The organism is Rudaea cellulosilytica DSM 22992 (genome assembly GCF_000378125.1).
In the GTDB taxonomy this organism is placed as follows: Bacteria; Pseudomonadota; Gammaproteobacteria; order Xanthomonadales; family Rhodanobacteraceae; genus Rudaea; species Rudaea cellulosilytica.
Genome location: NZ_KB899241.1, coordinates 16,799 through 38,015, shown reverse-complemented (window position 1 = coordinate 38,015; position 21,217 = coordinate 16,799). Strand labels below are relative to the sequence as shown.

At 64.5% G+C, this 21,217-nt stretch carries 20 protein-coding genes; 11 read left to right on the top strand and 9 right to left on the bottom strand.

The window, feature by feature from the left end:
- The first annotated feature begins 4 nt into the window (after positions 1-4).
- The 5 genes from F455_RS0100195 (at position 5) to F455_RS0100175 (ending at position 5,815) form a co-directional block, all read left to right on the top strand.
- Positions 5-592 carry a CDP-alcohol phosphatidyltransferase family protein gene (locus tag F455_RS0100195; protein ID WP_018971232.1) on the top strand — a complete coding sequence of 196 codons (588 nt, stop codon included), beginning with the start codon at positions 5-7 and terminating at the stop codon, positions 590-592.
- Positions 589-1,764, top strand: coding sequence for an AI-2E family transporter (locus tag F455_RS0100190; protein WP_018971231.1), 1,176 nt, complete (start codon positions 589-591; stop codon positions 1,762-1,764). Before F455_RS0100195 ends, F455_RS0100190 begins: the two co-directional genes overlap by 4 nt.
- On the top strand, positions 1,761-2,456 hold the full coding sequence (gene hda, locus F455_RS0100185; protein WP_018971230.1) for a DnaA regulatory inactivator Hda: 696 nt from the start codon (positions 1,761-1,763) through the stop codon (positions 2,454-2,456). Before F455_RS0100190 ends, hda begins: the two co-directional genes overlap by 4 nt.
- 100 nt (positions 2,457-2,556) lie before the next feature.
- Positions 2,557-3,114 (top strand): putative Fe-S cluster assembly protein SufT, encoded by a 558-nt coding sequence (gene sufT / locus F455_RS0100180; RefSeq protein ID WP_018971229.1) that lies wholly within the window; start codon positions 2,557-2,559, stop codon positions 3,112-3,114.
- Between the two features lie 607 nt (positions 3,115-3,721).
- Positions 3,722-5,815 carry a pre-peptidase C-terminal domain-containing protein gene (locus tag F455_RS0100175; RefSeq protein ID WP_018971228.1) on the top strand — a complete coding sequence of 698 codons (2,094 nt, stop codon included), beginning with the start codon at positions 3,722-3,724 and terminating at the stop codon, positions 5,813-5,815.
- 106 nt (positions 5,816-5,921) lie between these two features.
- Here the strand turns inward: F455_RS0100175 and F455_RS0100170 are convergent, their stop codons facing one another.
- Complete coding sequence (locus tag F455_RS0100170) at positions 5,922-6,416, bottom strand: asparaginase domain-containing protein (protein WP_018971227.1); 495 nt, start codon at positions 6,414-6,416, stop codon at positions 5,922-5,924.
- Positions 6,417-6,510: 94 nt separating this feature from the next.
- Here F455_RS0100170 and F455_RS0100165 point away from each other — a divergent pair, with 94 nt between their 5' ends.
- Positions 6,511-7,524, top strand: coding sequence for a glycosylasparaginase (locus F455_RS0100165; RefSeq protein WP_018971226.1), 1,014 nt, complete (start codon positions 6,511-6,513; stop codon positions 7,522-7,524).
- Between the two features lie 9 nt (positions 7,525-7,533).
- Here F455_RS0100165 and F455_RS0100160 read toward each other — a convergent pair whose 3' ends face one another.
- The 3 genes from F455_RS0100160 to wrbA are packed head-to-tail and all read right to left on the bottom strand — an operon-like array spanning position 7,534 to position 10,088.
- Positions 7,534-9,147: an acyl-CoA dehydrogenase family protein gene (locus F455_RS0100160; protein WP_018971225.1), complete on the bottom strand. Its 1,614-nt coding sequence runs from the start codon at positions 9,145-9,147 to the stop codon at positions 7,534-7,536.
- A gap of 9 nt (positions 9,148-9,156) precedes the next feature.
- Positions 9,157-9,498 carry a DUF2069 domain-containing protein gene (locus tag F455_RS0100155; RefSeq protein WP_018971224.1) on the bottom strand — a complete coding sequence of 114 codons (342 nt, stop codon included), beginning with the start codon at positions 9,496-9,498 and terminating at the stop codon, positions 9,157-9,159.
- Entirely contained in the window at positions 9,495-10,088 is a 594-nt protein-coding gene (gene wrbA / locus F455_RS0100150; protein WP_018971223.1) for an NAD(P)H:quinone oxidoreductase, read from the bottom strand. The genes F455_RS0100155 and wrbA overlap by 4 nt, the downstream gene beginning before the upstream one ends.
- Before the next feature lie 107 nt (positions 10,089-10,195).
- Here wrbA and F455_RS0100145 point away from each other — a divergent pair, with 107 nt between their 5' ends.
- The 5 genes from F455_RS0100145 to F455_RS0100125 all read left to right on the top strand — a co-directional run bounded on the left by F455_RS0100145 (position 10,196) and on the right by F455_RS0100125 (position 14,089).
- The gene (locus F455_RS0100145) at positions 10,196-11,434 is read left to right on the top strand and encodes a YihY family inner membrane protein (RefSeq protein ID WP_018971222.1); all 1,239 of its coding nucleotides are present in this window, start codon (positions 10,196-10,198) and stop codon (positions 11,432-11,434) included.
- Between the two features lie 25 nt (positions 11,435-11,459).
- A complete protein-coding gene (locus F455_RS19145; protein ID WP_018971221.1) occupies positions 11,460-11,927 on the top strand; it encodes a TlpA family protein disulfide reductase in 468 nt (155 codons plus the stop codon).
- A 9-nt stretch (positions 11,928-11,936) separates the two neighbouring features.
- Positions 11,937-12,245, top strand: coding sequence for an acylphosphatase (gene yccX, locus F455_RS19140; protein WP_083918728.1), 309 nt, complete (start codon positions 11,937-11,939; stop codon positions 12,243-12,245).
- Between the two features lie 199 nt (positions 12,246-12,444).
- Entirely contained in the window at positions 12,445-13,323 is an 879-nt protein-coding gene (locus tag F455_RS0100130) for a 4-vinyl reductase (protein WP_157578346.1), read from the top strand.
- 25 nt (positions 13,324-13,348) lie between these two features.
- A complete protein-coding gene (locus tag F455_RS0100125) occupies positions 13,349-14,089 on the top strand; it encodes an MHYT domain-containing protein (RefSeq protein WP_018971218.1) in 741 nt (246 codons plus the stop codon).
- 81 nt (positions 14,090-14,170) lie between these two features.
- On the opposite strand, the gene F455_RS0100120 is transcribed toward F455_RS0100125, so the two are convergent.
- The 5 genes from F455_RS0100120 to prfA form a co-directional block, all read right to left on the bottom strand.
- Positions 14,171-16,447, bottom strand: coding sequence for a TonB-dependent receptor (locus F455_RS0100120; protein ID WP_018971217.1), 2,277 nt, complete (start codon positions 16,445-16,447; stop codon positions 14,171-14,173).
- A 250-nt stretch (positions 16,448-16,697) separates the two neighbouring features.
- Entirely contained in the window at positions 16,698-17,474 is a 777-nt protein-coding gene (gene ppk2, locus F455_RS0100115; protein ID WP_169337313.1) for a polyphosphate kinase 2, read from the bottom strand.
- Positions 17,475-17,492: 18 nt separating this feature from the next.
- Positions 17,493-18,014, bottom strand: a complete 522-nt coding sequence (gene moaB / locus F455_RS0100110) for a molybdenum cofactor biosynthesis protein B (RefSeq protein WP_018971215.1) — start codon at positions 18,012-18,014, stop codon at positions 17,493-17,495.
- 9 nt (positions 18,015-18,023) lie between these two features.
- Positions 18,024-20,111 carry an O-linked N-acetylglucosamine transferase, SPINDLY family protein gene (locus F455_RS0100105; RefSeq protein ID WP_018971214.1) on the bottom strand — a complete coding sequence of 696 codons (2,088 nt, stop codon included), beginning with the start codon at positions 20,109-20,111 and terminating at the stop codon, positions 18,024-18,026.
- Positions 20,108-21,199 carry a peptide chain release factor 1 gene (gene prfA, locus F455_RS0100100; protein WP_018971213.1) on the bottom strand — a complete coding sequence of 364 codons (1,092 nt, stop codon included), beginning with the start codon at positions 21,197-21,199 and terminating at the stop codon, positions 20,108-20,110. Before prfA ends, F455_RS0100105 begins: the two co-directional genes overlap by 4 nt.
- Positions 21,200-21,217 lie beyond the last annotated feature (18 nt).

Below are 21,217 nucleotides of genomic sequence, written 5' to 3'. Positions count from 1 at the left end.
ACGCATGCCGTCCACGACGAACAGCGACTCCCCCTGGCGCCACCTGCCGAACGCGATCACGTTGGCGCGCATCGCGCTGGTCGCGCCGCTGGTCTGGCTGATCGCCAACCATCGCTTCGGAGCGGCGCTCGTCCTTGTGGCCGTAGCCGGCGCGAGCGACGCGCTCGACGGCCTGCTCGCCAAACGCTACGGCTGGCAGAGCTGGCTCGGTGGCGTGCTCGATCCGCTCGCCGACAAGCTGTTGCTGGTCGCCTGCTTCGTCTCGCTCGACCTGGCCGGCGTCATCCCGGACTGGCTGATGTGGCTCGTGGTCGGCCGCGACCTGGTGATCGCCGCGGGTGCGACCGCATATCACTTCCTGATCGGCCGCGTCGTGCCGCAGCCGTCGCTGCTGTCGAAGATCACGACATTCACCCAGATCATCTGCGCGCTCGCACTGTTGCTGAAGCTGAGCGGCCTGCTTCCGCTGCCCGACGCCATCGACGCGACGCTGATCTGGCTCACCGCGTTGGCCACGCTCGCCAGCGGCGTACATTACGTTGCGGTCTGGTCACACAAGGCGCTTGAGACCCGGCGCAGGGAGAATGCGTGAATTCGACCAACAACCTGCATTGGCAAATGCTGGCCCTGTTCGTGCTGCTCGTCGCGGCGTTGTACTTCCTCGCGCCGGTGCTGACGCCGTTCGCGATCGCGGCGATGTTCGCCTACCTGTTCGATCCGCTCGCCGACCAGCTCGAGCGCTGGAAGCTGTCGCGTAGCGCGGCGGTCGGCATCGTTTTTCTCGCCTTGAGCCTCGTCGTCACGCTGATCCTGCTGTTGCTGATTCCGTATCTGTCGCGCCAGGTCGCCGCATTCATCGCCGCCCTGCCGCAATGGTTCGCGTGGATGCAGAATGTCGCCGTGCCGTGGTTGCGCGAGCGCTTCGAACTCGACTTCGAGATGCCCGACCTGCAGCAGGTCGTCACCGTGCTGCAGAACCACTGGAAGGAAGCCGGCGGCATCGCGACGACGATCGTTGCCAGCATTTCCAAATCGGGCTTCGCGGTGATCTCGTGGGTCACGCGCCTGGTCGTCATCCCGGTCGCGTTCTTCTACCTGCTGCGCGACTGGGACGTGATGATCGCGAAGATCCACGACCTGTTGCCGCGCTCGATCGAACCGACCGTCTCGCGCCTGGCGCGCGAATCGGACGAGACGCTGTCGGCCTTCGTCCGCGGCCAGCTCTCGGTGATGATCGCGCTCGGCATCATCTATGCGGTCGGGCTCTGGGCCGTCGGGCTCAGCACGGGTCCGCTGATCGGCCTGATCGCCGGCCTGATTAGCTTCGTGCCGTACCTGGGCAGCATCACGGGCATCCTCTTGGGCGTGATCGCGGCGATCGTGCAATACGGCGACGTCACCCATGTCGCCCTCGTCGTCGCCGTGTTCGTGATCGGCCAGTTGCTCGAAGGCTACGTGCTCGTGCCGCGCCTGGTCGGCGAGAAGATCGGCCTGCATCCGGTCGCGGTGATCTTTGCCGTGCTCGCGGGCGGCGAACTTTTCGGTTTCCTCGGCGTGCTGCTCGCGCTGCCGGTCGCCTCGGTGCTCATGGTGTTGCTGCGCTACGCGAACGAGCGCTATCGCGCGAGCCTGCTGTACGCGCACGAAGGCCCGGCGCCCATGGCTGAAGGCGGCGCCGACGCTCCGTTGCCGCCCGCGGCGACGCGGGTCGAAGCCAAGCCGACGGCCGCGTCGCCTTCCGCGGTGCCGCCATCTCGAGCATGAAACCCGACCAGCTTCCGCTTGCCATGCGCTGGCCGGCGCAGCAACGTTTCGACACCTTTTTCGCCGGCGACAACGGCGCGACCCTCGATCTCGTGCAGCGTGCCGCGACCGATGCCGCGGCGCCCTGGGTCTTCGTCAGCGGCGCGGCGGCGAGCGGCAAGACGCACCTGCTGATTGCGGCCTGCGCCGCGGCGACCGCGGCCGGCCGCCGCGCGCAATATCTCTCGCTGCGCAATCTGTCCGGCGGCGCGCCGGATTCGATCCGCGCGCTCGGCGGCAGCGACCTGCTCGCGCTCGACGACCTCGACGCGATCACGGGCAGGCGTGAGGCCGAGCATGCGTTGTTCGACCTCTACAATCGCGGCAAGGCGGAAACGCACACCTTCCTGTTCGCCGCCTCGCGCGCGCCCGCGCAACTCGGCATCGGCCTGCCTGACCTGGTTTCGCGCCTGTCGGCGTGCGCGCAGGCGCCGCTCAAGCCGCTCGATGACGCCGCCCGCAGCGAAGTGCTGCGCGAGCGCGCCGCGGCGCGCGGGATTGAACTCGATGACGCCGCACTGGCCTGGCTGTTCGCGCGCACGCAGCGCGATCTCGGCAGCCTGACCGCTCTGCTCGATCGACTCGATCGCGAATCGCTGGCGGCAAAACGACGCGTGACGATCCCGTTCCTGCGCCAAGTGTTGGGCTCGTAGCGCGCGGTCTGCGGCTTGCATTCGGTCGAAGCGCACACACATCGGCCTGGCAGGCAGCGAACCTGCGATAATCCCGATTCAATCCGACTGCAACGATTTCATGGGCGGCTACAGCAATACCTCTGAACCGATCGTCTTCGAGCGCGACTGCAACGCCGTCATGGTGCCCCAGGGCGAGACGGTGAACCTGCCGGCAGGGCAGAACGGTTACATTACCCAGGCGCTCGGCGGCAGTTTCACCGTGTTCGTCGACGGCAACCTGTTCCGCATCGACGGCAAGGACGCGGACGCGATCGGCAAGGAGCCGCCGACGCCGATCGAACTCGCTGCCGACGCCAGCGAGGACGAGGTCGAGAAGCTCGTCTGGCAGCAGTTGCGCACCTGCTTCGACCCCGAGATCCCGGTCAACATCGTCGACCTCGGTCTGGTCTACGAATGCACGATCGGCAAGACCGACGACGGCGCGCGTAAAGTCGAGGTGAAGATGACCTTGACTGCGCCCGGCTGCGGTATGGGCGATATCCTCGTCGACGACGTGCGCAGCAAGATCGAGGCGATTCCGACCATCGCTGAGGCGGACGTCGAGCTGACGTTCGACCCGCCGTGGAACCACGCGATGATGTCCGACGTGGCCAAGCTCGAAACTGGGATGATGTAAGCCTTGCGCTGGCGAAGGCCGGCGTTCCTCGGTTTCGCGCACCGTTTGCGGCCCGACCGGCGGGCGTGATCGGTCGATAAGCGGCATTGGCGGACACGAATCTGCGCAATTTCTGCAATATCGCCGTCAAAGTCGTCGCATCGCTGCGCTGCGGCAAAACTCGCTTATCGAAACGTTTCCAGCCCTATCTGGCTCGCGCAAGGCCAGCCGCGGCGCGCCCTTTCCAATACAATAATGCGTTATTACATTATTCCGGGAATTGCAGGTCGACTGACCGTTTTAGGAATATTTAACGCGATGGATAGTCTTCTTCCGCCCGCGCCCCGTTCCGCTTCTCGGAGCCGGCGCGAATTCCGCAATGATCCGCCGCCGTAAAACATGGGGATGTGGGCAGGCGCGCGGATCATGATGAGGCACGATATTTCGTTCCTATCGCAATCGGGTAATCCCGGCGGCGCGGGCGACTGCGTGTCTGAAAAGGGAGGAGCCAGAGCGGATTCAGGGAGCCATCAAGAGCAAAGCTAGCGTCATACGTGTATCCGCTTCGCCGCCGTTTTCGGCGGCTTTCGACATTAATCGAATCTGGAGACAAAGCGTGACCCAATCAATGCATGCATCGTGGCACCGCAAGACCAGTTTGACCGCCGCCGCACTCGCCGCGCTGATCGCCGGCGGCCTGAGCGTTGCCCATGCCGATCCCGGCAATGGCAACGGCAACGGCAATGGCCTGCGCAACTGGACCGAGAATCCCCATCATCCCGCTTACGACCATCCTTGGCGCCATGGCGCCGTGCCGACCCTGGAAACCAAGGCGGCAATGGACAAATGGAACCAGGAGTTCTATCACCACGGTGCGGCGTTCGCTTCGACCCAGCCTTCGGCTTCAGCAGGCCAGCTCACGTTCGGTGGCGGCGTCAGTGGCGTCGGTGTCGGCAGCGGCCAGGTCAAGGTCTATATCGTTTTCTACGGCACGCAGTGGGGCACATCCAGCACCGATGCGAACGGCAACCTTGCGTTCACTGGTGACTCGTATGGTGCGGCATCGGCCGTGCAACAGATGTTCAAAGGCCTCGGCACGAACAACGAAACCTGGCAGGCTGATCTGACGCAGTGGTGTGATGGTCCGAATGTGGCCAACGGCGCATCTACCTGCCCCTCGAACGCGAGCTTCGTTCCGTATCAGACCAACGTCGTTGCTGGCGTGTGGTATGACAATTCGGCGGCTTCGCCGAGTTCGGCGACCGGCACGCAACTCGCGCAGGAAGCGGTCAAAGCCGCGGCGCATTTCGGCAATACCGCGACCGGTTCGAACCGCTACACCTACTACATCATCCTCTCGCCGCACGGCACGAATCCGGACAATTACCAGAGTCCGACCCAGGGCTACTGCGCATGGCACGACTACACCGGCGACGGCTACGGCGTCACCGCTCCGGGCGGCGACATCGCGTTCAGCAACCAGCCGTACAACATGGACGTCGGCGCAAGTTGCGGCGTCGGCTTCGTCAACGGCAGCGCGAACGGCAAGCTCGACGGCTACACGATGACGCTGGGCCATGAGTGGCATGAAATGATGTCCGACATGTTCCCGGCCGGCGGCTGGACCAATCATACGGGCGGCAGCTACAACGGCCAGGAAAACTCCGACGAGTGCGCATGGCTCTCTCCGGGTACTGCCGGCGGTGCGGCCAACGTCGCTTTCTCGACCGGCACCTTCGCCGAGCAGGCGAGCTGGTCGAACGACACGGCCAATTGCGCGATCTCGCATGCGATCCTGACCCACGGCGGTGGTGGCGGCGGTACGCCGACGGCGAACTTCAGCTTCACCACCAACGGTCTGGTGGCGAGCTTCACCGACACCTCGACCGACTCTGGCGGCACGATCGGTACGCACTCGTGGACCTTTGGTGACGGTGGCACGTCCACCGCAGCCAACCCAAGCCACACGTATGCGGCAGCCGGTACCTACAACGTGACGGAAACGGTGGCGGACAGCGTCAACACCACGGCGACGAACTCGACCACGAAATCGGTGACGGTGACCTCGTCGGGCGGTGGCGGCAACACGCTGACGAATGGCGTTGCGGTGACCGGTTTGTCCGGAACCTCGGGCATGTCCTCGGTGTACACCTTCACGGTGCCCGCCGGTGCGACCAACGTCAGCATCAAGATCTCGGGTGGAACGGGCGACGCCGATCTGTACGTCAAGGCCGGTGCTGCGCCGACGCTGTCGAGCTATGACTGCCGTCCGTACGTCACGGGCAACAACGAGACCTGCAGCAGCCTCTCGGCGGGCGTGACTTACTATGTCTCGCTCAATGCCTATACCGCCTACACGGGCGTGAGCCTGGTGGGCAGCTACACGGCGGGTGGCGGTGGCGGCGGCAATACGCTGACCAACGGCGTGCCGGTCACCGGCTTGTCGGGGACCAGCGGCACGCTGTCGGCGGACTACACGTTGACCGTACCCTCGGGCAAGACCTCGGTGACGATCAAGATCTCGGGCGGCACCGGTGATGCCGACCTGTACGTCAAGCTCAACGCCGTGCCGACGCTGTCGAGCTACGACTGCCGTCCCTATGTCACGGGCAACAGCGAGACCTGCACGTTCACCCCGCCGGCGGCCGGCGGTGTCTACCACGTCAAGCTCAATGCCTATTCGACCTACTCGGGCGTTTCGCTGACGGGAAGCTATAACTAATCTTCGATATACCCAAGCACTTCATCCCCCGGTCATCGCTGGCTGGGGGATTTTTTTTGGCGCGAAAAAAGCCGGCAAATCGCGACTAGGTTCGCCGCCGAATCGCTTACAGGCCGGCGGCCTCGAAGCGATTCGCCTCGCGATTCTTGCGCACGCGCAGCGGATCCCAGATGCGCCCGTTCATCGCGATGTAGACACCATCGGGCAGGGTCTGCAGCGCGCCGACCGCACAACCGATATTGAACACAGCGTCCGAGCCCTGGAAGCGCGCCGGATTGAGCGCGCCGGTCAGCACGATCACCTTGTCCGGGATGGTGCGCAGTACGCGCGCGGTTTCGATCATCGTGTCGGTGCCGTGGGTGACGAGAATATGCCGGTGCGGCTGCGCCTCGATCGAACGCTTGACCAAGTCGCGGTCCTCGTCGGTGATGTGCAGCGAATCCTTGCGCAGCAGCGCGATCACGTCGAATTCGAAGGTCACGCCGAGCTGCTTCAAGATGTCGCCGATCGCCGGAGCGCCGATCTGAAAAGTGGATTTATCGTCAAAGTATACTTTGTCGATCGTGCCGCCGGTGGTGACGATGGTCAGGTGCTGGAGCATGGCGCTTTCCGCGATGAAGACGTGGCGGAAGTTTATCAGGCGCGCCGGCGCTTTCGGCTAAACTCGCGCCGCCACCATTTGGATGAAACCTCTCATGGCCGATCGCCGCCGTTTCCTCGCTGCCTCGCTCGCCGCAACCGCGATGGGTACGCTGTCGTCCGCCGCTGGTGCCGCGCCGGCGAAATTGTCGGGGCGAGCGCGTCCGCGCGTCGTCTCGACCTGGGATTTCGGCGTCGCCGCGAACCAGGCCGCCTGGCAGGTGATCGGCAAAGGAGGCACTGTGCTCGACGCAGTCGAGGCCGGCGCGCGCGTGCCCGAGGCCGATCCGAAGAATCACAGCGTCGGTCGTGCCGGTTATCCCGATCGCGACGGCCGCCTCACGCTCGACGCGAGCATCATGGATGGCAACGGCGACTGCGGCGCAGTCGCCGCGATCGAACATATCGCGCATCCGATCTCGGTCGCGCGGCGCGTAATGGAGAAGACACCGCACGTGCTGCTCGTCGGCGACGGCGCGCTGCAGTTCGCGCTCGAGCAGGGCTTCGCCAAAGAGGACCTGCTCACGCCCGACTCCGAGCAGGCCTGGCGCGAATGGCTGAAGAAGAGCGAATACAAGCCTTCGGCAAACAGCGAGAACGAGACGTACGGCAAGGGCAAGCCCGGCGACGCGCACAACCACGACACGCTCGGCCTGCTCGCTGTCGATGCGCAGGGCCGCCTCGCCGGCGCCTGCACGACCAGCGGCATGGCGTGGAAACTGCACGGCCGGGTCGGCGACAGTCCGATCATCGGCGCGGGTCTCTATGTCGACAACGAAGTCGGCGGGGCCACTTCGACCGGAGTCGGCGAGGAGGTGATCCGCACCGCGGGCAGCTTCCTCGTCGTCGAGCTGATGCGCCAGGGGCGCTCGCCGCAGCAGGCTTGCGAGGAAGCCGTGCGCCGCATCGTGCGCAAACGCATGAAGGCAGCAAAGGATCTGCAGGTCGGGTTTCTCGCGCTGAATCGTCAGGGCGAGGTCGGCGCCTACGCGATCCAGAAAGGTTTCACCTACGCCGTTTGCGACGCGGGCAAGCAGGATGCGCTGTTCGACGCGGCGAGCACAATGTAATCGTGCTACTCAAATGGACGACAAGCAGGCGAAGCGCCGCGCCGCGGCGACACGTGCGCCATCGTTCTCGTTGCGTAGCGCCCAGTCCGCATGGCGCGCCTGCAGGCTCAGCGCGAGGCTTTGGGCGAAGGCGAAGGCGAGATCGCGCGCCTGCGCTTCGAGCGCGTCGCGGTCTTTCGCGAGCGATTGCAGTCGCGTCGCAGCGTTGTGCGCCAGCGCGACGGCTGCCTGCATGCATGTCGCGAGTTCTGCGGATTCGATCTGCGCGTGCCATTCGGCTTGCGCATCGAGCAACGTCTGTGTGCCGCCGGCGCCGCGCAGCGCGCGCAGGAAATCGAGCGCGAGCACGTTGGTCGTGCCCTCCCAGATCGGGAACACCTGCGCATCGCGCAGCAGCTGCGGCATGCCGGTGTCTTCGAGATAACCGGCGCCGCCGAAGCATTCGCAGCATTCGGAGGCGATCGCCACGGCGAGCTTGCCGGTCCACAGTTTTGCGAGCGGCGTGAGCAGGCGCAGGCGATTGCGTTGCGCCTCGCTCGCTTCTGCCATTTGCACGACGCCGAGCAATTCGGCTACGTGGAAACTCAAGTGGAATGCGGCTTCAAACCGCGCACGCAGATTCGTCAGCGTGGCACGATGCAGCGGTTGCTCGGCGAGCGGCCCCCCGAACGCGCGGCGGCGCTGCGCATAATCCTCGGCAAGAGCGAGTGCGCGGCGCATCGTCGCTACGGCGCAGATCGCGTTCCAAGTGCGCGTGACGTTGAGCATCGGTGCGATTGCGCGCACGCCGTGGTCCGTGCCGGCGACGAGTCGTGCGGGTGCGCCGTCGAGATGGATTTCCGCGGTCGGCAGCTCGCGCGTGCCGAGCTTGTCTTTGAGCCGGTCGAGCGTGATGTTCTGCCAGCGTCCCTGCGCATCGCGCGGCTCGAGGTAGAACAGCGCGAAGCCGTCGGCGCCGGCTGCTGCGCCCTCGGGCCGCGCGAGCGCGAGCGCCATCTGCGCGTTGATCGCCGAGGTGAACCATTTGCGTCCGTACAGCCGCCACTCGCCGTCGACGAAGCGCGCCGCGGTTTCGCTGTTCGAGACATCGGACCCGCCCGCGTTCTCGGTCATCCACTGGCCGCTGATCCAGTGCTGCGCCGGATCGCGGCTCAGCAGGTGCGGCAGCGCATGTGCGGCCAGCTCGGTGTTGCCTGAGGCCTTGATCGCCGTCACCGCGCCGTCGCTCATCGCCAGCGGGCAGGAGTGGAATTCGCTCGCGCAATGGTATAAGTATACAAGTGCAAATTGATGCACGCGTGCCGCCGCACCGTGCATCGTTTCGTGGCCGGCGGCAACGAGCCCGTGACGCGCAGCGAGCGGCGCCGCGGCCTGCCATGCGCGCGTGAGTTCGAGACGATCGACGCGTTCGCCCCAGGCGTCCCAGTGGGTAAGCTCCGGTTCCTCGTCGACGTGCGTGCGCGCCGCGAGCCAGGCGTCGGCGGCGAATTGGCCGAGCGCGTCGAGGTCGGGCTCGATCGCTGCGAGCATCCGTGCATCCAGTGCGCGGCGCAGATACGAACGCAGCAAGGCGTCGTCGCGATATTGATTGCCGAGCAACGGAGCGGCTTGGACGAACGACATGGCGATAATCTACTTGGCGCGCTTGTTCATGCGCACCTCCCAGCCCAGCGTCAACACGACGAGCAGGGCGAGGGCGGTTTCCGCGAGCGCCGGCCAGCGCGGTGAAGCGCCGCTCCATAGCTCGGCGACGCCGTGCGAGAAATAGAACAGACAGGTCATGCCGCCGATCAGCACGCCACGGCGCAGCGACTTGGCCGCTAGCCACAAGCTGAGCAGCAGCGGCGCCATGGCGAGTACGAGAGTCGGCACGAGCAGACCCGGTTTCGGCGGGGCCAGCCATGCATGCCAGAACGCCTGCAGCGCCAGCAGCGCGATCAATGCAGCGACGGCGGTGCGCAGCGCAGAGTTCATGCGATGAGCTTCGCCGCGATCGTCGCGACGCGACGACCGAGCGCGCGCGCGAGAATTTTCGCCTCCTCGCCTATGGCGCGATCACCGCTGGTTCCGGCGACGTGGCTGGCGCCATACGGCGTGCCGCCGGCGCGCGTCGCATTGAGTGCGGCTTCGGTGAACGGCAGGCCGACGATGAGCGTGCCGTGATGCAATAGAGGCAGCAGCATCGCGAGCAAGGTTGCTTCCTGGCCGCCATGCGTCGTTCCGGTCGAGGTGAATGCGGCGGCCGGTTTGCCGACGAGAGCACCGGAGGCCCATTCCGCGCCGGTCGAATCGAGAAAGTGCTTGAGCGGCGCGGCCATGTTGCCGAAGCGCGTCGGGCTGCCGAGGATGATGCCTGCGCATTCGCGCAGATCGGCTGGGGTTGCGTACGGCGCGCCTTCATCGGGCACCGGCGCTGCTGCGATTTCCGTGACGGGTGCCACTGGCGGCACGCTGCGCAGGCGTGCGCGCATGCCAGGCACTTCCTCGACGCCGCGTGCGACCAGGCGCGCTAGCTGCGCGACGTTGCCGGTGCGACTGTAGTAGACGATCAGGATATCGGGCATGCGCGGAACGCGGTGGGCGGAAACAGTCCGCCGAAGTATAAGCTTGTCGTTCGCGTCCGCCGTGCAATGACGGCAAAATACCCTTGGCACGACCCCGGATACCGCCGATGAACTTCGATCGCAATCGACCGCTCGCGTTCGCGCGCTTCATGCTGCGGCGCTTCCTCGACGACCGCTGCCCGCAGGCCGCCGGCGCGCTCGCGTATACGACGCTGTTCGCGCTGGTGCCGCTGATCACGGCTGTGCTCGGAATCCTCAGCGCGTTTCCCGCGTTCGCCGAGTGGCAGGACAAGATCACGCAGTACATGTTCGACAATTTCGTGCCGTCGGCCGGTGACACGATTCACGCCTATTTCACCGAGTTCACCGCGAATGCGGGCAAGGCGACCGCGATCGGCATCCTCGTTCTGCTGTTCAGCGTGATCTCGTTGATGATGAGCATTGAGGACGCGTTCAACCGCATCTGGCGCGTGCCGACCGGGCGACCGCTGACGTCGCGCCTGCTGATGTACTGGGCCGTGCTGACCGCGGGGCCGATATTGATGGTCGGCGCGCTCGCGATCTCGTCTTACGTGTTCGCGCTGCCGATGCTGGCGCAGGCCGGCGAGTCGTTCCAGATCAAGGCGCGCCTGCTCGGCATATTGCCGTTCCTGATTTCGTGGTTCATGTTGACCGCGATCTATGTGCTCGTGCCGAATTGCCGCGTACGCGTGCGCCACGCCGTGCTTGGCGCGTTGATCGCGGCGATCGCTTCGGAACTCGCCAAGCGCGGATTCACGAGCTACGTCGGCAAGAGCTACAACCAGGTTTATGGTGCGCTCGCGATCCTGCCGATGTTCATCGTCTGGATCTACCTTTCCTGGATCATCGTGCTTGTGGGTGCATCGATCGCCTCGACGCTGGCCGCATTCGACTATCGCCCGAACGCGCCCAAGCTCGCCGCGGGTGACGAGTTTCGCGGTCTCGTGCGTGTGCTCGCGCATTTCGCCTCGGCGCAGCGCGCCGGCACGGGCATGAGCGCGGACGAGTTGCGCCGGCGCGAGCCGTTTCTCAGCGATAAGTCGACCCAACAGTACCTCGGCGACCTGGTCCATGCCGGGCTGATCCAGCGCAGCGAACGCGGCGATTTCATCCTCGCGCGCGATCTTGCTTCGATGAGCTTGTACGACCTGTATGCCGCGAGCGGTTATCGCATCCCTCTGCATGAGCCGCTGCCGATTGCGGGCGATCTCGCACTCGATGCGCTCGCCACCGGCAAGCTCGGGGAAGCAGCGAACGAGCTGCGTGCGACCCTGGACACGCCGCTCGACGAAATTTTTCCCGCCGCCGTGCGGTCGAATGCATAGCGAACCCCGATCCCGAAGGACCTGCATGAAACGTTTCTGCTTTCTTTTCTGCGCCGCGTTGCTGATGGCCGGCATCGCTTGCGCCGCGACCGCACCGAAACCTGCGCTCAAGTTGACCACGCTCGACGGCAAGACTTTCGATTTGTCCGCGCAGAACGGCAAATGGGTCATCGTCAATTTCTGGGCGACCTGGTGCTCGCCATGCATCAAGGAATTGCCGGACATTTCCGCCTACGTCGACGCGCACAAGGACAAGGTCGCGGCGATCGGCCTCGCCTACGAGGACAGCGAAAAGGCCGATATCGGGAAGTTCCTCAAGGCGCATCCGCTCAGTTATCCGGTCGCGCAAGTCGACGTGATGGATCCGCCCAAGGATTTCGACACGCCCAAAGGTTTGCCGAACACCTATTTGATTGCGCCGGACGGCAGCGTTGCCAAGGCCTTTTTAGGGCCGATCCAGATGAAGGATCTCGACGCGATCATCAAGCCCTGAGGTTCGCGCATGCCTTGCGCAAAATTCCTCGTCCGGGGCAGGGTACAGGGTGTGTTCTTCCGCGCGTCGACGCGTACCCAAGCACAGGCGTTGGGGCTGGGTGGTTACGCGAAGAACCTGGCCGATGGCAGCGTCGAGGTGCTTGCCTGCGGTACCGAAGACGCGTTGAACCGGCTCCAATCCTGGCTACAGCTGGGCCCTCCCGCAGCCCGTGTCGACGACGTGAGTCGCATCGACCTTGATGGCTCCGATATCGGTGTTTCCGGCAATTTTCCCGGTGCATCGCCCGCGGACGGATTCTCGATTTGCGGCGAATAATGCACGTTGTGAGCCAATTGGCGATTTTTAGCCAAAAATCGCGAACGCATTTTTAAGAATAGCGGCGGAACATGCTGCAATTCTCGTTATCGTCGCGAAAAAATTGTTACAACTCACAAATGCAGGAAATCGTGCGGCGGCGATTAGTGTGAACTATTAGCGTTTTTGTCGTTCGTGTTCAGTGCTCAAGGGGGACATCTTGAACGAGCCATACTCGCGTTACGTCGAGTTGCAAATCCGCGTCGTTGCGGATCAGAAAGAGAGTTTGCTATTCGAGCTCGGGCAGATCGTCATGGCCTGCGGCTTCAGTCTGGTACGCCAGCGCATGGCCGAGAGCAATGAAGGGGTTTCGCTCAATTTTGCGGTGCGCGGCCCGGAAACAAGCATGCTCGAACTCGAGGACCGCATTGCCACGCATCGTCGTGTGCGCTCGTACGAGTCGATGATGCACGAGGTGGCCGCCCCGGCCCCGCCACGGGGGGGCGCGCCGATGCCGCGCGTCGCACCGCAATACACGCCAGCGCCGAGCTATGCGCCGCCTGCTGCGTATCCGGCGCCGCAAGCGCCGCAGGAAATGCCGCTCAATGGACGTGCGGCGGAGTTCGGCAATCGCATGGCCGCGCCGCGGCCCAGCTACGACCGTTCGCGTCTGGAGATCCTATTGCCCAAGCTCGCGGCGGACTACCCGCAGATCTTGCCGCGTCTCGTCTTGCTCGAGCAGGAGATTCCGCCCGCGGAACACGACAGCGTGCTGCGTTACGTCGGCAACCGTGTCGGCACCTGGGTGTACAAGCGCGACTTCGCGCTCGGCGCGCGCCTCGGCCTGCACGACGCCGTGCGCCATATCGCTTTGCCCGCCGTGCGCCAGTTGCTGCCCGCCGATATCGAAGACGACGGTTTGCGGCTCAAGGCAAGTCCGTTCTGCGGCAATGGCCAGCACGGCCGCACCTGCCATTTTTTCTCCGGTTTTTTCGAAGGCTTGATCAATACCTCTCGTGCCGACGCGCCGGCGCGCGTCGAGGAGACGCATTGTCGCAATTCGGGAGCCAGCTACTGCGTATTTACCTTCAGCGAATGACTTGACGCATCTTCGGGGGAACGACATGAACGCGATACATTGCCATCACAATACCTTTCTTGTTCTGCTGTCTTACCTGGTTTCGGTACTCGGGTCGTACACCGCGCTGCAACTCGCGATCGGCATCCCGACCGCGAAGAACGCGAGCGAGCGCTGGCAGGCGTTGATCGGTTCGGGCGCCGCGGTTGGCGGTGGCGGCATCTGGGCGATGCACTTCATCGCGATGCTTGCATGCCAGATGAACGTCCCGGTGACCTACGACCTGCCGCTGACCGCAGCGTCCGCGGTGATCGGCATCGCCGCGTGCACGCTCGGCCTCGCGGTCGCCAGCAGCGGCGTGTTTTCCTGGGGTAAGCTCGTGCTCGCTGGCGTGCTGATGGGTCTGGGGGTCGCCGGCATGCACTACACCGGCATGGCAGCGATGTTGATGCCGGCGCAGACGGTCTACGATCAGAACATCGTCGCGTTGTCCGTGGTGATCGCGATCGTCGCTTCGATCGCGGCGTTATGGCTTGCGTTCAACCTGCGCGGCTGGATGCAACTGCTTGGTGCCGCGCTGGTCATGGGCGTGGCGGTTTGCGGCATGCACTACACGGCGATGGCCGCGGCCGGTTTCGTGCCGACGGCGGATGCCACGGCAGTCGCTCAGGGCCTGCGCGGCGAAAGCCTCGGCATCACCATCTTCATCGTCGCCTCGGTGCTGCTGTTCGGCACCCTGATCGTGACGATGATGCGCCAGCAGCAGCGCACCGAAATCCAGATCTGATCGGTTTTCAGGTGATTGAAACGAAGCAGCCGGCATTGCGCCGGCTGCTTTTTTGTCTCGGGCAAGGTTGATGCGCCGAGATCAAAGCTCGCCGCGGAACTGCACACCCCAGATGCGCGGCTCGTTGACGTAACCGGTCAGGTTGTCGAAGTCGATGCCGCCGGTAATTGCCTTCTTGTCGAGGATGTTGCGGCCGTAGAACGACACTTCACGCTTGTTGTCGTGCCAGGCGTAGCCGACGCGCAGGCCGCCTTCAACCCAGGCCTTGCCGGTGAACTCGACCGACTGGTAGAGGAAGTACGAGACCTTGCTGCGGTAGGCCCAGTCGGTATACGCGAACAGCTCGCCGTCCTTGAACGGGATCGCGTAGCGCGCGGTCACGTTACCGATCCACTTCGGCGCCTGCGGCAGCGGGTTGCCGTTGATCGAGGCGAGGGTGACGCCACCCTCGACGATTTCGGGGTCGAGCACCGTACACGCCGCACACGGCGTGATGTAGAGGTTCGGGTCCTTGATCTTGGTGTAGTTGTAGCTGCCGCCTGCCGTGACCATCAGGTTGTCGGTGACGTAGGCACGTGCATCGAGTTCGAAACCGCGTCCCTCGGTTTTCTTCGCATTGACGAGGCGGGCAAAGTTGGTCGTGCCGCCGACCGCGGTGAGCTGCTGGTTCTTCATCTCGTAGACGTAGACGTCGGCGCTGATCGTGGCGCGATGGTCGAACAGATCCGATTTGATGCCCGCTTCGCCCGAAGTGATCGTCTCCGCCTTGGCCACTGAAGGCGTGTCGCCAAACAACAAGCGGCCTTGGATGCTCGGCGCGCGATAGCCGGTCGCGGCGCGCGCGTAGAGCGTCGTGTCCTTGTCGAGGCTGTAGGTGGCCGACAGATCGCCGGTGGTGTGCGTGTAGGACGGATTCTCGAACAACGGGCCGAGTGCACCGCCGCCGATCGGCGAGATGTAGCGCGTGGCGGTCCAGTTCTTTTCGTCGTGCGAGACGCGTAGGCCGCCCTTTATCTTGAACGCGTCGTTGACTTGATAGCCGAGCGAGCCGAACAGCGCTTCGCTCACATCCTTCTGCTTCTGCTGCGCGTAGCCGTCGAGCGCACCGTGGCTGAAGATGGTTTCGTAGTCGAAGCTGTCGATCGTCAGGTTCTCGTTGAAATAGTACGCGCCGAGAATCCAGTCGAGCGGTGAAGTGTTCTTCGAGGACAGGCGCACTTCCTGGGTGATCTGGCGATGGAACGGCAGGCCGTCCGCCGACTCGGACGCGAACGGGATGAAACCGGGGCCCATCACGCCTCCGGGTGCATAGGACGCGCCGTAGCCGCCGTCGATGTCGCCGTGGCTCAGCGTCTTGACCCGGTCGAAGCTGGTGATCGAGGCCAGCTCCATGTTCTCCAAGCTCCAGGTCAAGTGCAGACTTGCACCGCTCGACGTCACGTCCTGGAAGTTGTTGCCATCGATCGAGATTTCGTCACGTTTCCAACCCGGAACGAAATCATTCGTGCCCGGCTGGATGATGTTGGCGCGGAACAGGATTGCCGAGCCGTTGATGTTCATGCCGTGCACGTTGAGCAGCGCATCGAACGTGTCGGATGGCTTGTATTCGAATTGCAGGCGCAACGCTTGCGTGTTGTAGCCGCCGAGCTCGTTGCTCTTGCCCGGTGCGGTGTTCTTCACCCAGTCGTCGCGGTGCTGGTCGAGGAAGGAGACGCGGAACGCCCAGTCCTGGTTGATGCCCGCGCCGAACGCGGTCTCGATGTTGGTGGTGCCGTAGCGGCCGTAGCTGACGTCGACATAGCCATCCGGTTCCTGCGTCGGCTTCTTCGAATCAAGCTTGACCACGCCGGCCGGCGTATTGCGACCGAACAGCGTGCCCTGCGGGCCGCGCAGTACTTCGACCTGGTCGATGTCGAAAATCGGGAAGCCTTTCAGGATCGGGTTCTCGAGCACGACGTCGTCATAGACGAACGACACCGGTTGCGAGGCGTTCAAGTCGAAATCGGTATTGCCGAGGCCGCGGATGTAGAAGCGCGGGAACGTGCGCCCGAACGAGGACTCGATCAGCAGACTCGGCACGCGCGCGGACAGGAAGCGCACATCGTCGGCACCGGACTTGAGCACGTCGAGCTTCTCGGTATCGATCGCGGTGATCGACTCGGGCACCTTTTGGATGTTCTCGCTGCGCTTTTCCGCGGTGACGGTGATGTCGCCGAGTTGCTTGGGCGCGTTGGCATCGTCGGCTGGCGCGGTATCGGCGGCGTACATCGCATTCCCGGTGAGGGCAAAGACGATGGCGAGGCTCAGGGTATAACGGCGCGGCGCGCGCGAGGCGCGAGCGAGGCTGTGCGATGACATGATCGGGTCTCTCCAGTTGAATGGGCGAAATATTGCGAAGAACTTCGTCCCTTGATCCCTCCTGCCGTGCCCGATCGATGCGGGCATGGGTCGCAGGATCGTCGCGGATTCACGACGCATGCGGCCGGAGGAATTCCCGTGTTGCTTTTTGTCGGCGATTGTAAAGGAATCGCAAAATTTTGGGCGTATAAGCCGTCATTTTCACGTGACGGTTTTGTGACAGTCGAACCGGCGCGTCCCGGACGCGGCTTCAGTACACGGTTTTTACCCAAAGCGAGCTGTCGGCCAGCTCTTCGACGCCTAGATCGCCCTTGAGTTTGGGCAATTTGAGTGGTTTTACCGGGATTTTGCGGTCGGGCAGCCGGTCGAGCAGATCGCGGATCAGGTTGAGGCGGCCGCGCGGCTGGTCGTTGAAGTCGACCACGTGCCACGGCGCGTGCTCGGTGCTCGTCGCTGCGATCATCGCCTCGCGCGCCTCGGCGTATTCGCGGTACTTGTTGCGCGCGGCGACATCGATCGGGGAGATCTTGTAGCGCTTGAGCGGATCGGACGCGCGCTCGGCGAAGCGTTCTTCCTGCTCGGCCTGGTCAACGGCGAGCCAGTATTTGAACAAAAGTATTCCGTCATCGACGAGGCCCTTCTCGAACACCGGGCATTCGGCGAGGAAGCGTTTGTACTCCTCCTCGCTGCAGAAACCCATGACGTGCTCGACGCCGGCACGGTTGTACCAGCTGCGGTCGAACAGCACGATCTCGCCGGCCGCGGGCAGGTGCTCGATGTAGCGCTGGTAGTACCACTGCGTGCGCTCGCGTTCGTTCGGTTTCGACAGCGCGACGATGCGGTAGTGGCGCGTGTCGAGGTATTCGCTGATCGCCTTGATCGTGCCGCCCTTGCCGGCCGCGTCGCGCCCCTCGAACAGCACGACGACGCGCTTGCCGGTGTGGATCAGCCAGCGCTGGAGTTCGACCAGTTCGACTGCGAGTTCCTTCAGATGATGCTCGTATTTCTTCTTCTTCATCGAAGTGATCCTTGCGCTGGTCGAAACTCAGGTTTCGCGCAAACGTGATCTCAAGCCGGCCAGATTGCACGGCGCGGTGCGCGAGTCGAGCTGTGCCTGGATGAGCTTTTCCCAGGCGGTTTTGCAGGCCGAGGTCGAGCCGGGCAGGCAGAACACGAATTTGTCGTTGGCAAGGCCGGCGAATGCGCGTGACTGCAGTGTCGAGGTGCCGATCTCCTCGAACGAGAGCACGCGGAACATCTCGCCGAAACCGGGCATCTGCTTGTCAAGCAGCGGCAGCAGCGCTTCAGGCGTCGAATCGCGGCCGGTGAAACCGGTGCCGCCAGTCACGAGAATGCCGTGCACGTCGGCCTGCGCGATCCACGTGGAGACGATGGCGCGCAGATTGTATTTGTCGTCGCGGCTGATCGCCCGCGCATGCAGGCGATGGCCCGCTGCGGCCAATGCATCGCAGAGATAGTCGCCCGAAGTGTCGTTGTGCGCGCTGCGCGTGTCGGACACGGTCAACACACAGAGATTGAGCGGTGCGAATTCTTTGGCAGCGGTCATGCCGCCATCCTACAGCGAAATATCCTGCGGCGGCTGGCCGGCGCGCGCATGCGCGGCAATGCGTTGGATCAGCGCGGCGAAGTCGTCGGCATACGCCTGCATGTCGAACAGTCGCGCGCGCGTGGCTGGGTCGTGCAGGCGCGCGCGCAAGGCATCCACGCGCGCGGGCTGGCGCGCCAGCCCGATCGCAAGCGCGACATAGGCCTCGTCATCGGCAGCGATCAATTCGTCGAGGCCGATCTGGCGGTTCAGACTCGCCGCGACGCGCGAGGCGAACGTGTCGCCGGGTCGGGTCAACACGGGGCAGCCAGCATAGAGCGCGTCCGACGCGGTGGTGTGGGCGTTGTACGGATTCGTGTCGAGGAACAGGTCGGCGTGGCCGTAGCGGGCGAGATAATCGGCGTGGTTCGCCTTCGGTGCGAAGACCAGCCGTCGCGGATCGACTCCCGCGCGTTGCGCGGCGTCGCGCAGGCGCTCGATCACGCCGTTGCCGGGGCGCTCGTCGAGCAGCCACAGCACGCTGCCGGGAACCTCGCGCAGAATGCGCATCCACAATGCGAAGCTCTGCGGCGTGATTTTCCAGTTGGCGTTGAAGCAGCAGTAGACGAAACCGTCGGCGGGCAGGTCCAACGCCTCGCGTGCGGGCGCTTCGCGCACGATGCGGCTTGTGTCGGTAGGCTGGTAGCAGCGCGGCAGCCAGGCGATTTTCTCGTCGTAATGCGCCCGTTGCGCCGGGGGAATCACGCCATCGTCGGCAATCAGATAGTCGTACCACGGCGCGCCGAGCGAGCCGGGGTAGGCGAGCCAGTTAACCTGGATCGCCGCGGGCCGCTGCGCGAAGATGCGTGGCAGCGAATTCATGCAATAACCATCGACGTCGATCAGCACGTCGATGCGCGCGGCACGAATGTGCTCCGCGATCGCTTCGGGCGTGTGTTGGGCGACATCATGGAACTCGCGGAATGCGAGTTCGAGGCGCTGACGAAGCTCGCTGCCGTCGCCGGGCGTGGTCGCGAATGCGATCGTGCTCAGGTTCGTCGCGCGCAGGCGTTCGATCAGCTCGACCACGAGCAGGCCGGTGGCGTGTTCCTTGAAGCCTGAGGAGACGAAGCCGACGCGCAGCGATCCATCGCCTGCCGATGACAAAGTCGCGGCTTGATGTGGAGTCGCCACGGATGCGAACTGTCGCGCAAACGTGCGCGCGCAGGCGAGTTGCTGCGCGGGCGTCGTGTCTTCGGCGAGCAGCGAGAACGGCAGGATGCCCGGCCGCCCTGCGTCGACGCCGGCGACGAGCCGCGTTGCGAGTTCGGGCAGGCCCTGCCATTCGCACAGTCGGCGTTTGGTGTAGGTGAGCTGGCTGAGTGCTTCGAACAGGTCGGGAGCGAGTTGCAGCGCGCGCTCCATCGTGCGCGCCGCGGCCTGCCAGTCGCCGAGCTGGTCCTGCACCAAGGCAAGGTTGTGCGCGGTTTGAGGGCGCGGGCTCAACTCCATCGAGTTGCGATACGGCTGCAACGCGTCGGCGAGCCGGCCCTGACGTTCGTAAAGATAGCCGAGTACGTACCAGCCGTCGGCCGAGCGCGGCGCGAGGTTGATGCCCTGACGCACGTGCGATTCTGCAGCGCTCCAGTAGTGCAGAGCGGCACTGGCGTTGGCGAGGTCGAACCAAGTTTCGGCGCGACCGGGGTCTGCGCGCAGGCTGCGCTCGAAGCATTGCGCCGCGCCGAGGTAGTCGCCGATCTGGTGGCGCAGACGGCCGAGATTGGTGAGCGCGCCGACATGGTTCGGCGCGAGCGCGAGCGCGCGTTCGAGCGTGACCGCCGCCGTCTCTGCCTTGCCGGTATGCAGTTCGACTGCGGCGAGGTTGCACAGCACTTCGACTGAATTCGGATCGAGGCGCGCTGCCTGTTGCAGCGAGCGCGCCGCCGCGTCCATGCGCCCCAAGCGGATCTGCGCGATTGCGAGCAAGCGCCAGACTTCCGCATGCGGCGGCAAGTTCTGCAGTGCCGCTTGCGCCTGGCGTTCGGCACCAACGAGGTCGCCGCGCTCGATCAGCGTGGCGATCGAGTCGAGCGTCGCCGGCAGCAGCGCCGCGTTCATCCGGTCAGGCCGCCTTCGGTGAGCGACTTCATCTGATCGGCCTGATACTCCTGGGTCAGCGGACCGAGCAGCGGGTCGAGATCACCGCCGATGATCGCCGGCAGACTGTACAGAGTCAGGTTGACGCGATGATCGGTGATGCGCCCCTGCGGAAAATTGTAGGTGCGGATGCGCTGGCTGCGGTCGCCGGAGCCGACCTGCAGGCGCCGCGATTCGGCCTGCGCCGCGGTCTGCTTGCTGCGCTGCTCGTCGGTGAGGCGCGCCTTGAGCAGCGACATCGCGCGCGCGCGGTTCTTGTGCTGGCTGCGCTCGTCCTGGCATTCGACGACGATGCCGCTCGGCAGGTGGGTGATGCGGATCGCCGAGTCGGTCTTGTTGACGTGCTGGCCGCCGGCGCCGCTCGCGCGGTACGTGTCGACCTTGAGGTCGGCCGGATTGAGCTCGACGTCCTCGATCTCGTCCATTTCCGGCAGGATCGCGACGGTCGCCGCCGAAGTATGGATGCGTCCCTGCGCCTCGGTCTCCGGCACGCGCTGCACGCGGTGGGTGCCCGATTCGAACTTGAGCTTGGAGAACACGCCCTTGCCCTCGACGCGCGCGATGACTTCCTTGTAGCCGCCATGCTCGCCGGGATTTGCGGAAAGCACCTCGACGCGCCAGCCCTGCGTTTCGGCGTAGCGGGTGTACATGCGGAACAGGTCGCCGGCGAAGATCGCCGCTTCGTCGCCGCCGGTGCCGGCACGCACTTCGAGGAAGATGTTCGCTTCGTCGCGCGCGTCCTTCGGCAGCAGCAGCAGGCTCAATTCGTGGTCGAGCGCCTCGCGCCGCGCCTCGAGCTCGGCGACTTCGCCCTGCGCGAGTTCCTTCAGCTCGGGATCCTTGAGCATCGCCTGCGCCGCTTCGAGATTTTTCCCGGCGTCGTCGTAGGCGTGCAGCGAGGCCGTCAGCGGCTCGAGCTGCGCGAACTCGCGCGACAGATCGCGGAAGCGTGCGTTGTCGTCGAGGACTTCGGGTTGGGCGAGCAGCAGGGAGACTTCCTGGTGACGCTCGGCAAGCTCGTCGAGCTTGCGTCTTATCGAGGGGTTCATTCGGACGAATTTTAACCC

Bases quoted from the DNA above. Each gene is read 5' to 3' on its own strand.
- F455_RS0100125 (WP_018971218.1), top strand. From the start codon at position 13,349: ATGAACGCGATACATTGCCATCACAATACCTTTCTTGTTCTGCTGTCT.
- F455_RS0100165 (WP_018971226.1), top strand. From the start codon at position 6,511: ATGGCCGATCGCCGCCGTTTCCTCGCTGCCTCGCTCGCCGCAACCGCG.
- sufT (WP_018971229.1), top strand. From the start codon at position 2,557: ATGGGCGGCTACAGCAATACCTCTGAACCGATCGTCTTCGAGCGCGAC.
- F455_RS0100175 (WP_018971228.1), top strand. From the start codon at position 3,722: ATGCATGCATCGTGGCACCGCAAGACCAGTTTGACCGCCGCCGCACTC.
- moaB (WP_018971215.1), bottom strand. From the start codon at position 18,014: ATGACCGCTGCCAAAGAATTCGCACCGCTCAATCTCTGTGTGTTGACC.
- F455_RS0100120 (WP_018971217.1), bottom strand. From the start codon at position 16,447: ATGTCATCGCACAGCCTCGCTCGCGCCTCGCGCGCGCCGCGCCGTTAT.
- wrbA (WP_018971223.1), bottom strand. From the start codon at position 10,088: ATGCCCGATATCCTGATCGTCTACTACAGTCGCACCGGCAACGTCGCG.
- F455_RS0100105 (WP_018971214.1), bottom strand. From the start codon at position 20,111: ATGAACGCGGCGCTGCTGCCGGCGACGCTCGACTCGATCGCCACGCTG.
- F455_RS0100195 (WP_018971232.1), top strand. From the start codon at position 5: ATGCCGTCCACGACGAACAGCGACTCCCCCTGGCGCCACCTGCCGAAC.
- prfA (WP_018971213.1), bottom strand. From the start codon at position 21,199: ATGAACCCCTCGATAAGACGCAAGCTCGACGAGCTTGCCGAGCGTCAC.
- yccX (WP_083918728.1), top strand. From the start codon at position 11,937: ATGCCTTGCGCAAAATTCCTCGTCCGGGGCAGGGTACAGGGTGTGTTC.
- hda (WP_018971230.1), top strand. From the start codon at position 1,761: ATGAAACCCGACCAGCTTCCGCTTGCCATGCGCTGGCCGGCGCAGCAA.
- F455_RS19145 (WP_018971221.1), top strand. From the start codon at position 11,460: ATGAAACGTTTCTGCTTTCTTTTCTGCGCCGCGTTGCTGATGGCCGGC.
- F455_RS0100170 (WP_018971227.1), bottom strand. From the start codon at position 6,416: ATGCTCCAGCACCTGACCATCGTCACCACCGGCGGCACGATCGACAAA.
- F455_RS0100145 (WP_018971222.1), top strand. From the start codon at position 10,196: ATGAACTTCGATCGCAATCGACCGCTCGCGTTCGCGCGCTTCATGCTG.
- F455_RS0100160 (WP_018971225.1), bottom strand. From the start codon at position 9,147: ATGTCGTTCGTCCAAGCCGCTCCGTTGCTCGGCAATCAATATCGCGAC.
- F455_RS0100155 (WP_018971224.1), bottom strand. From the start codon at position 9,498: ATGAACTCTGCGCTGCGCACCGCCGTCGCTGCATTGATCGCGCTGCTG.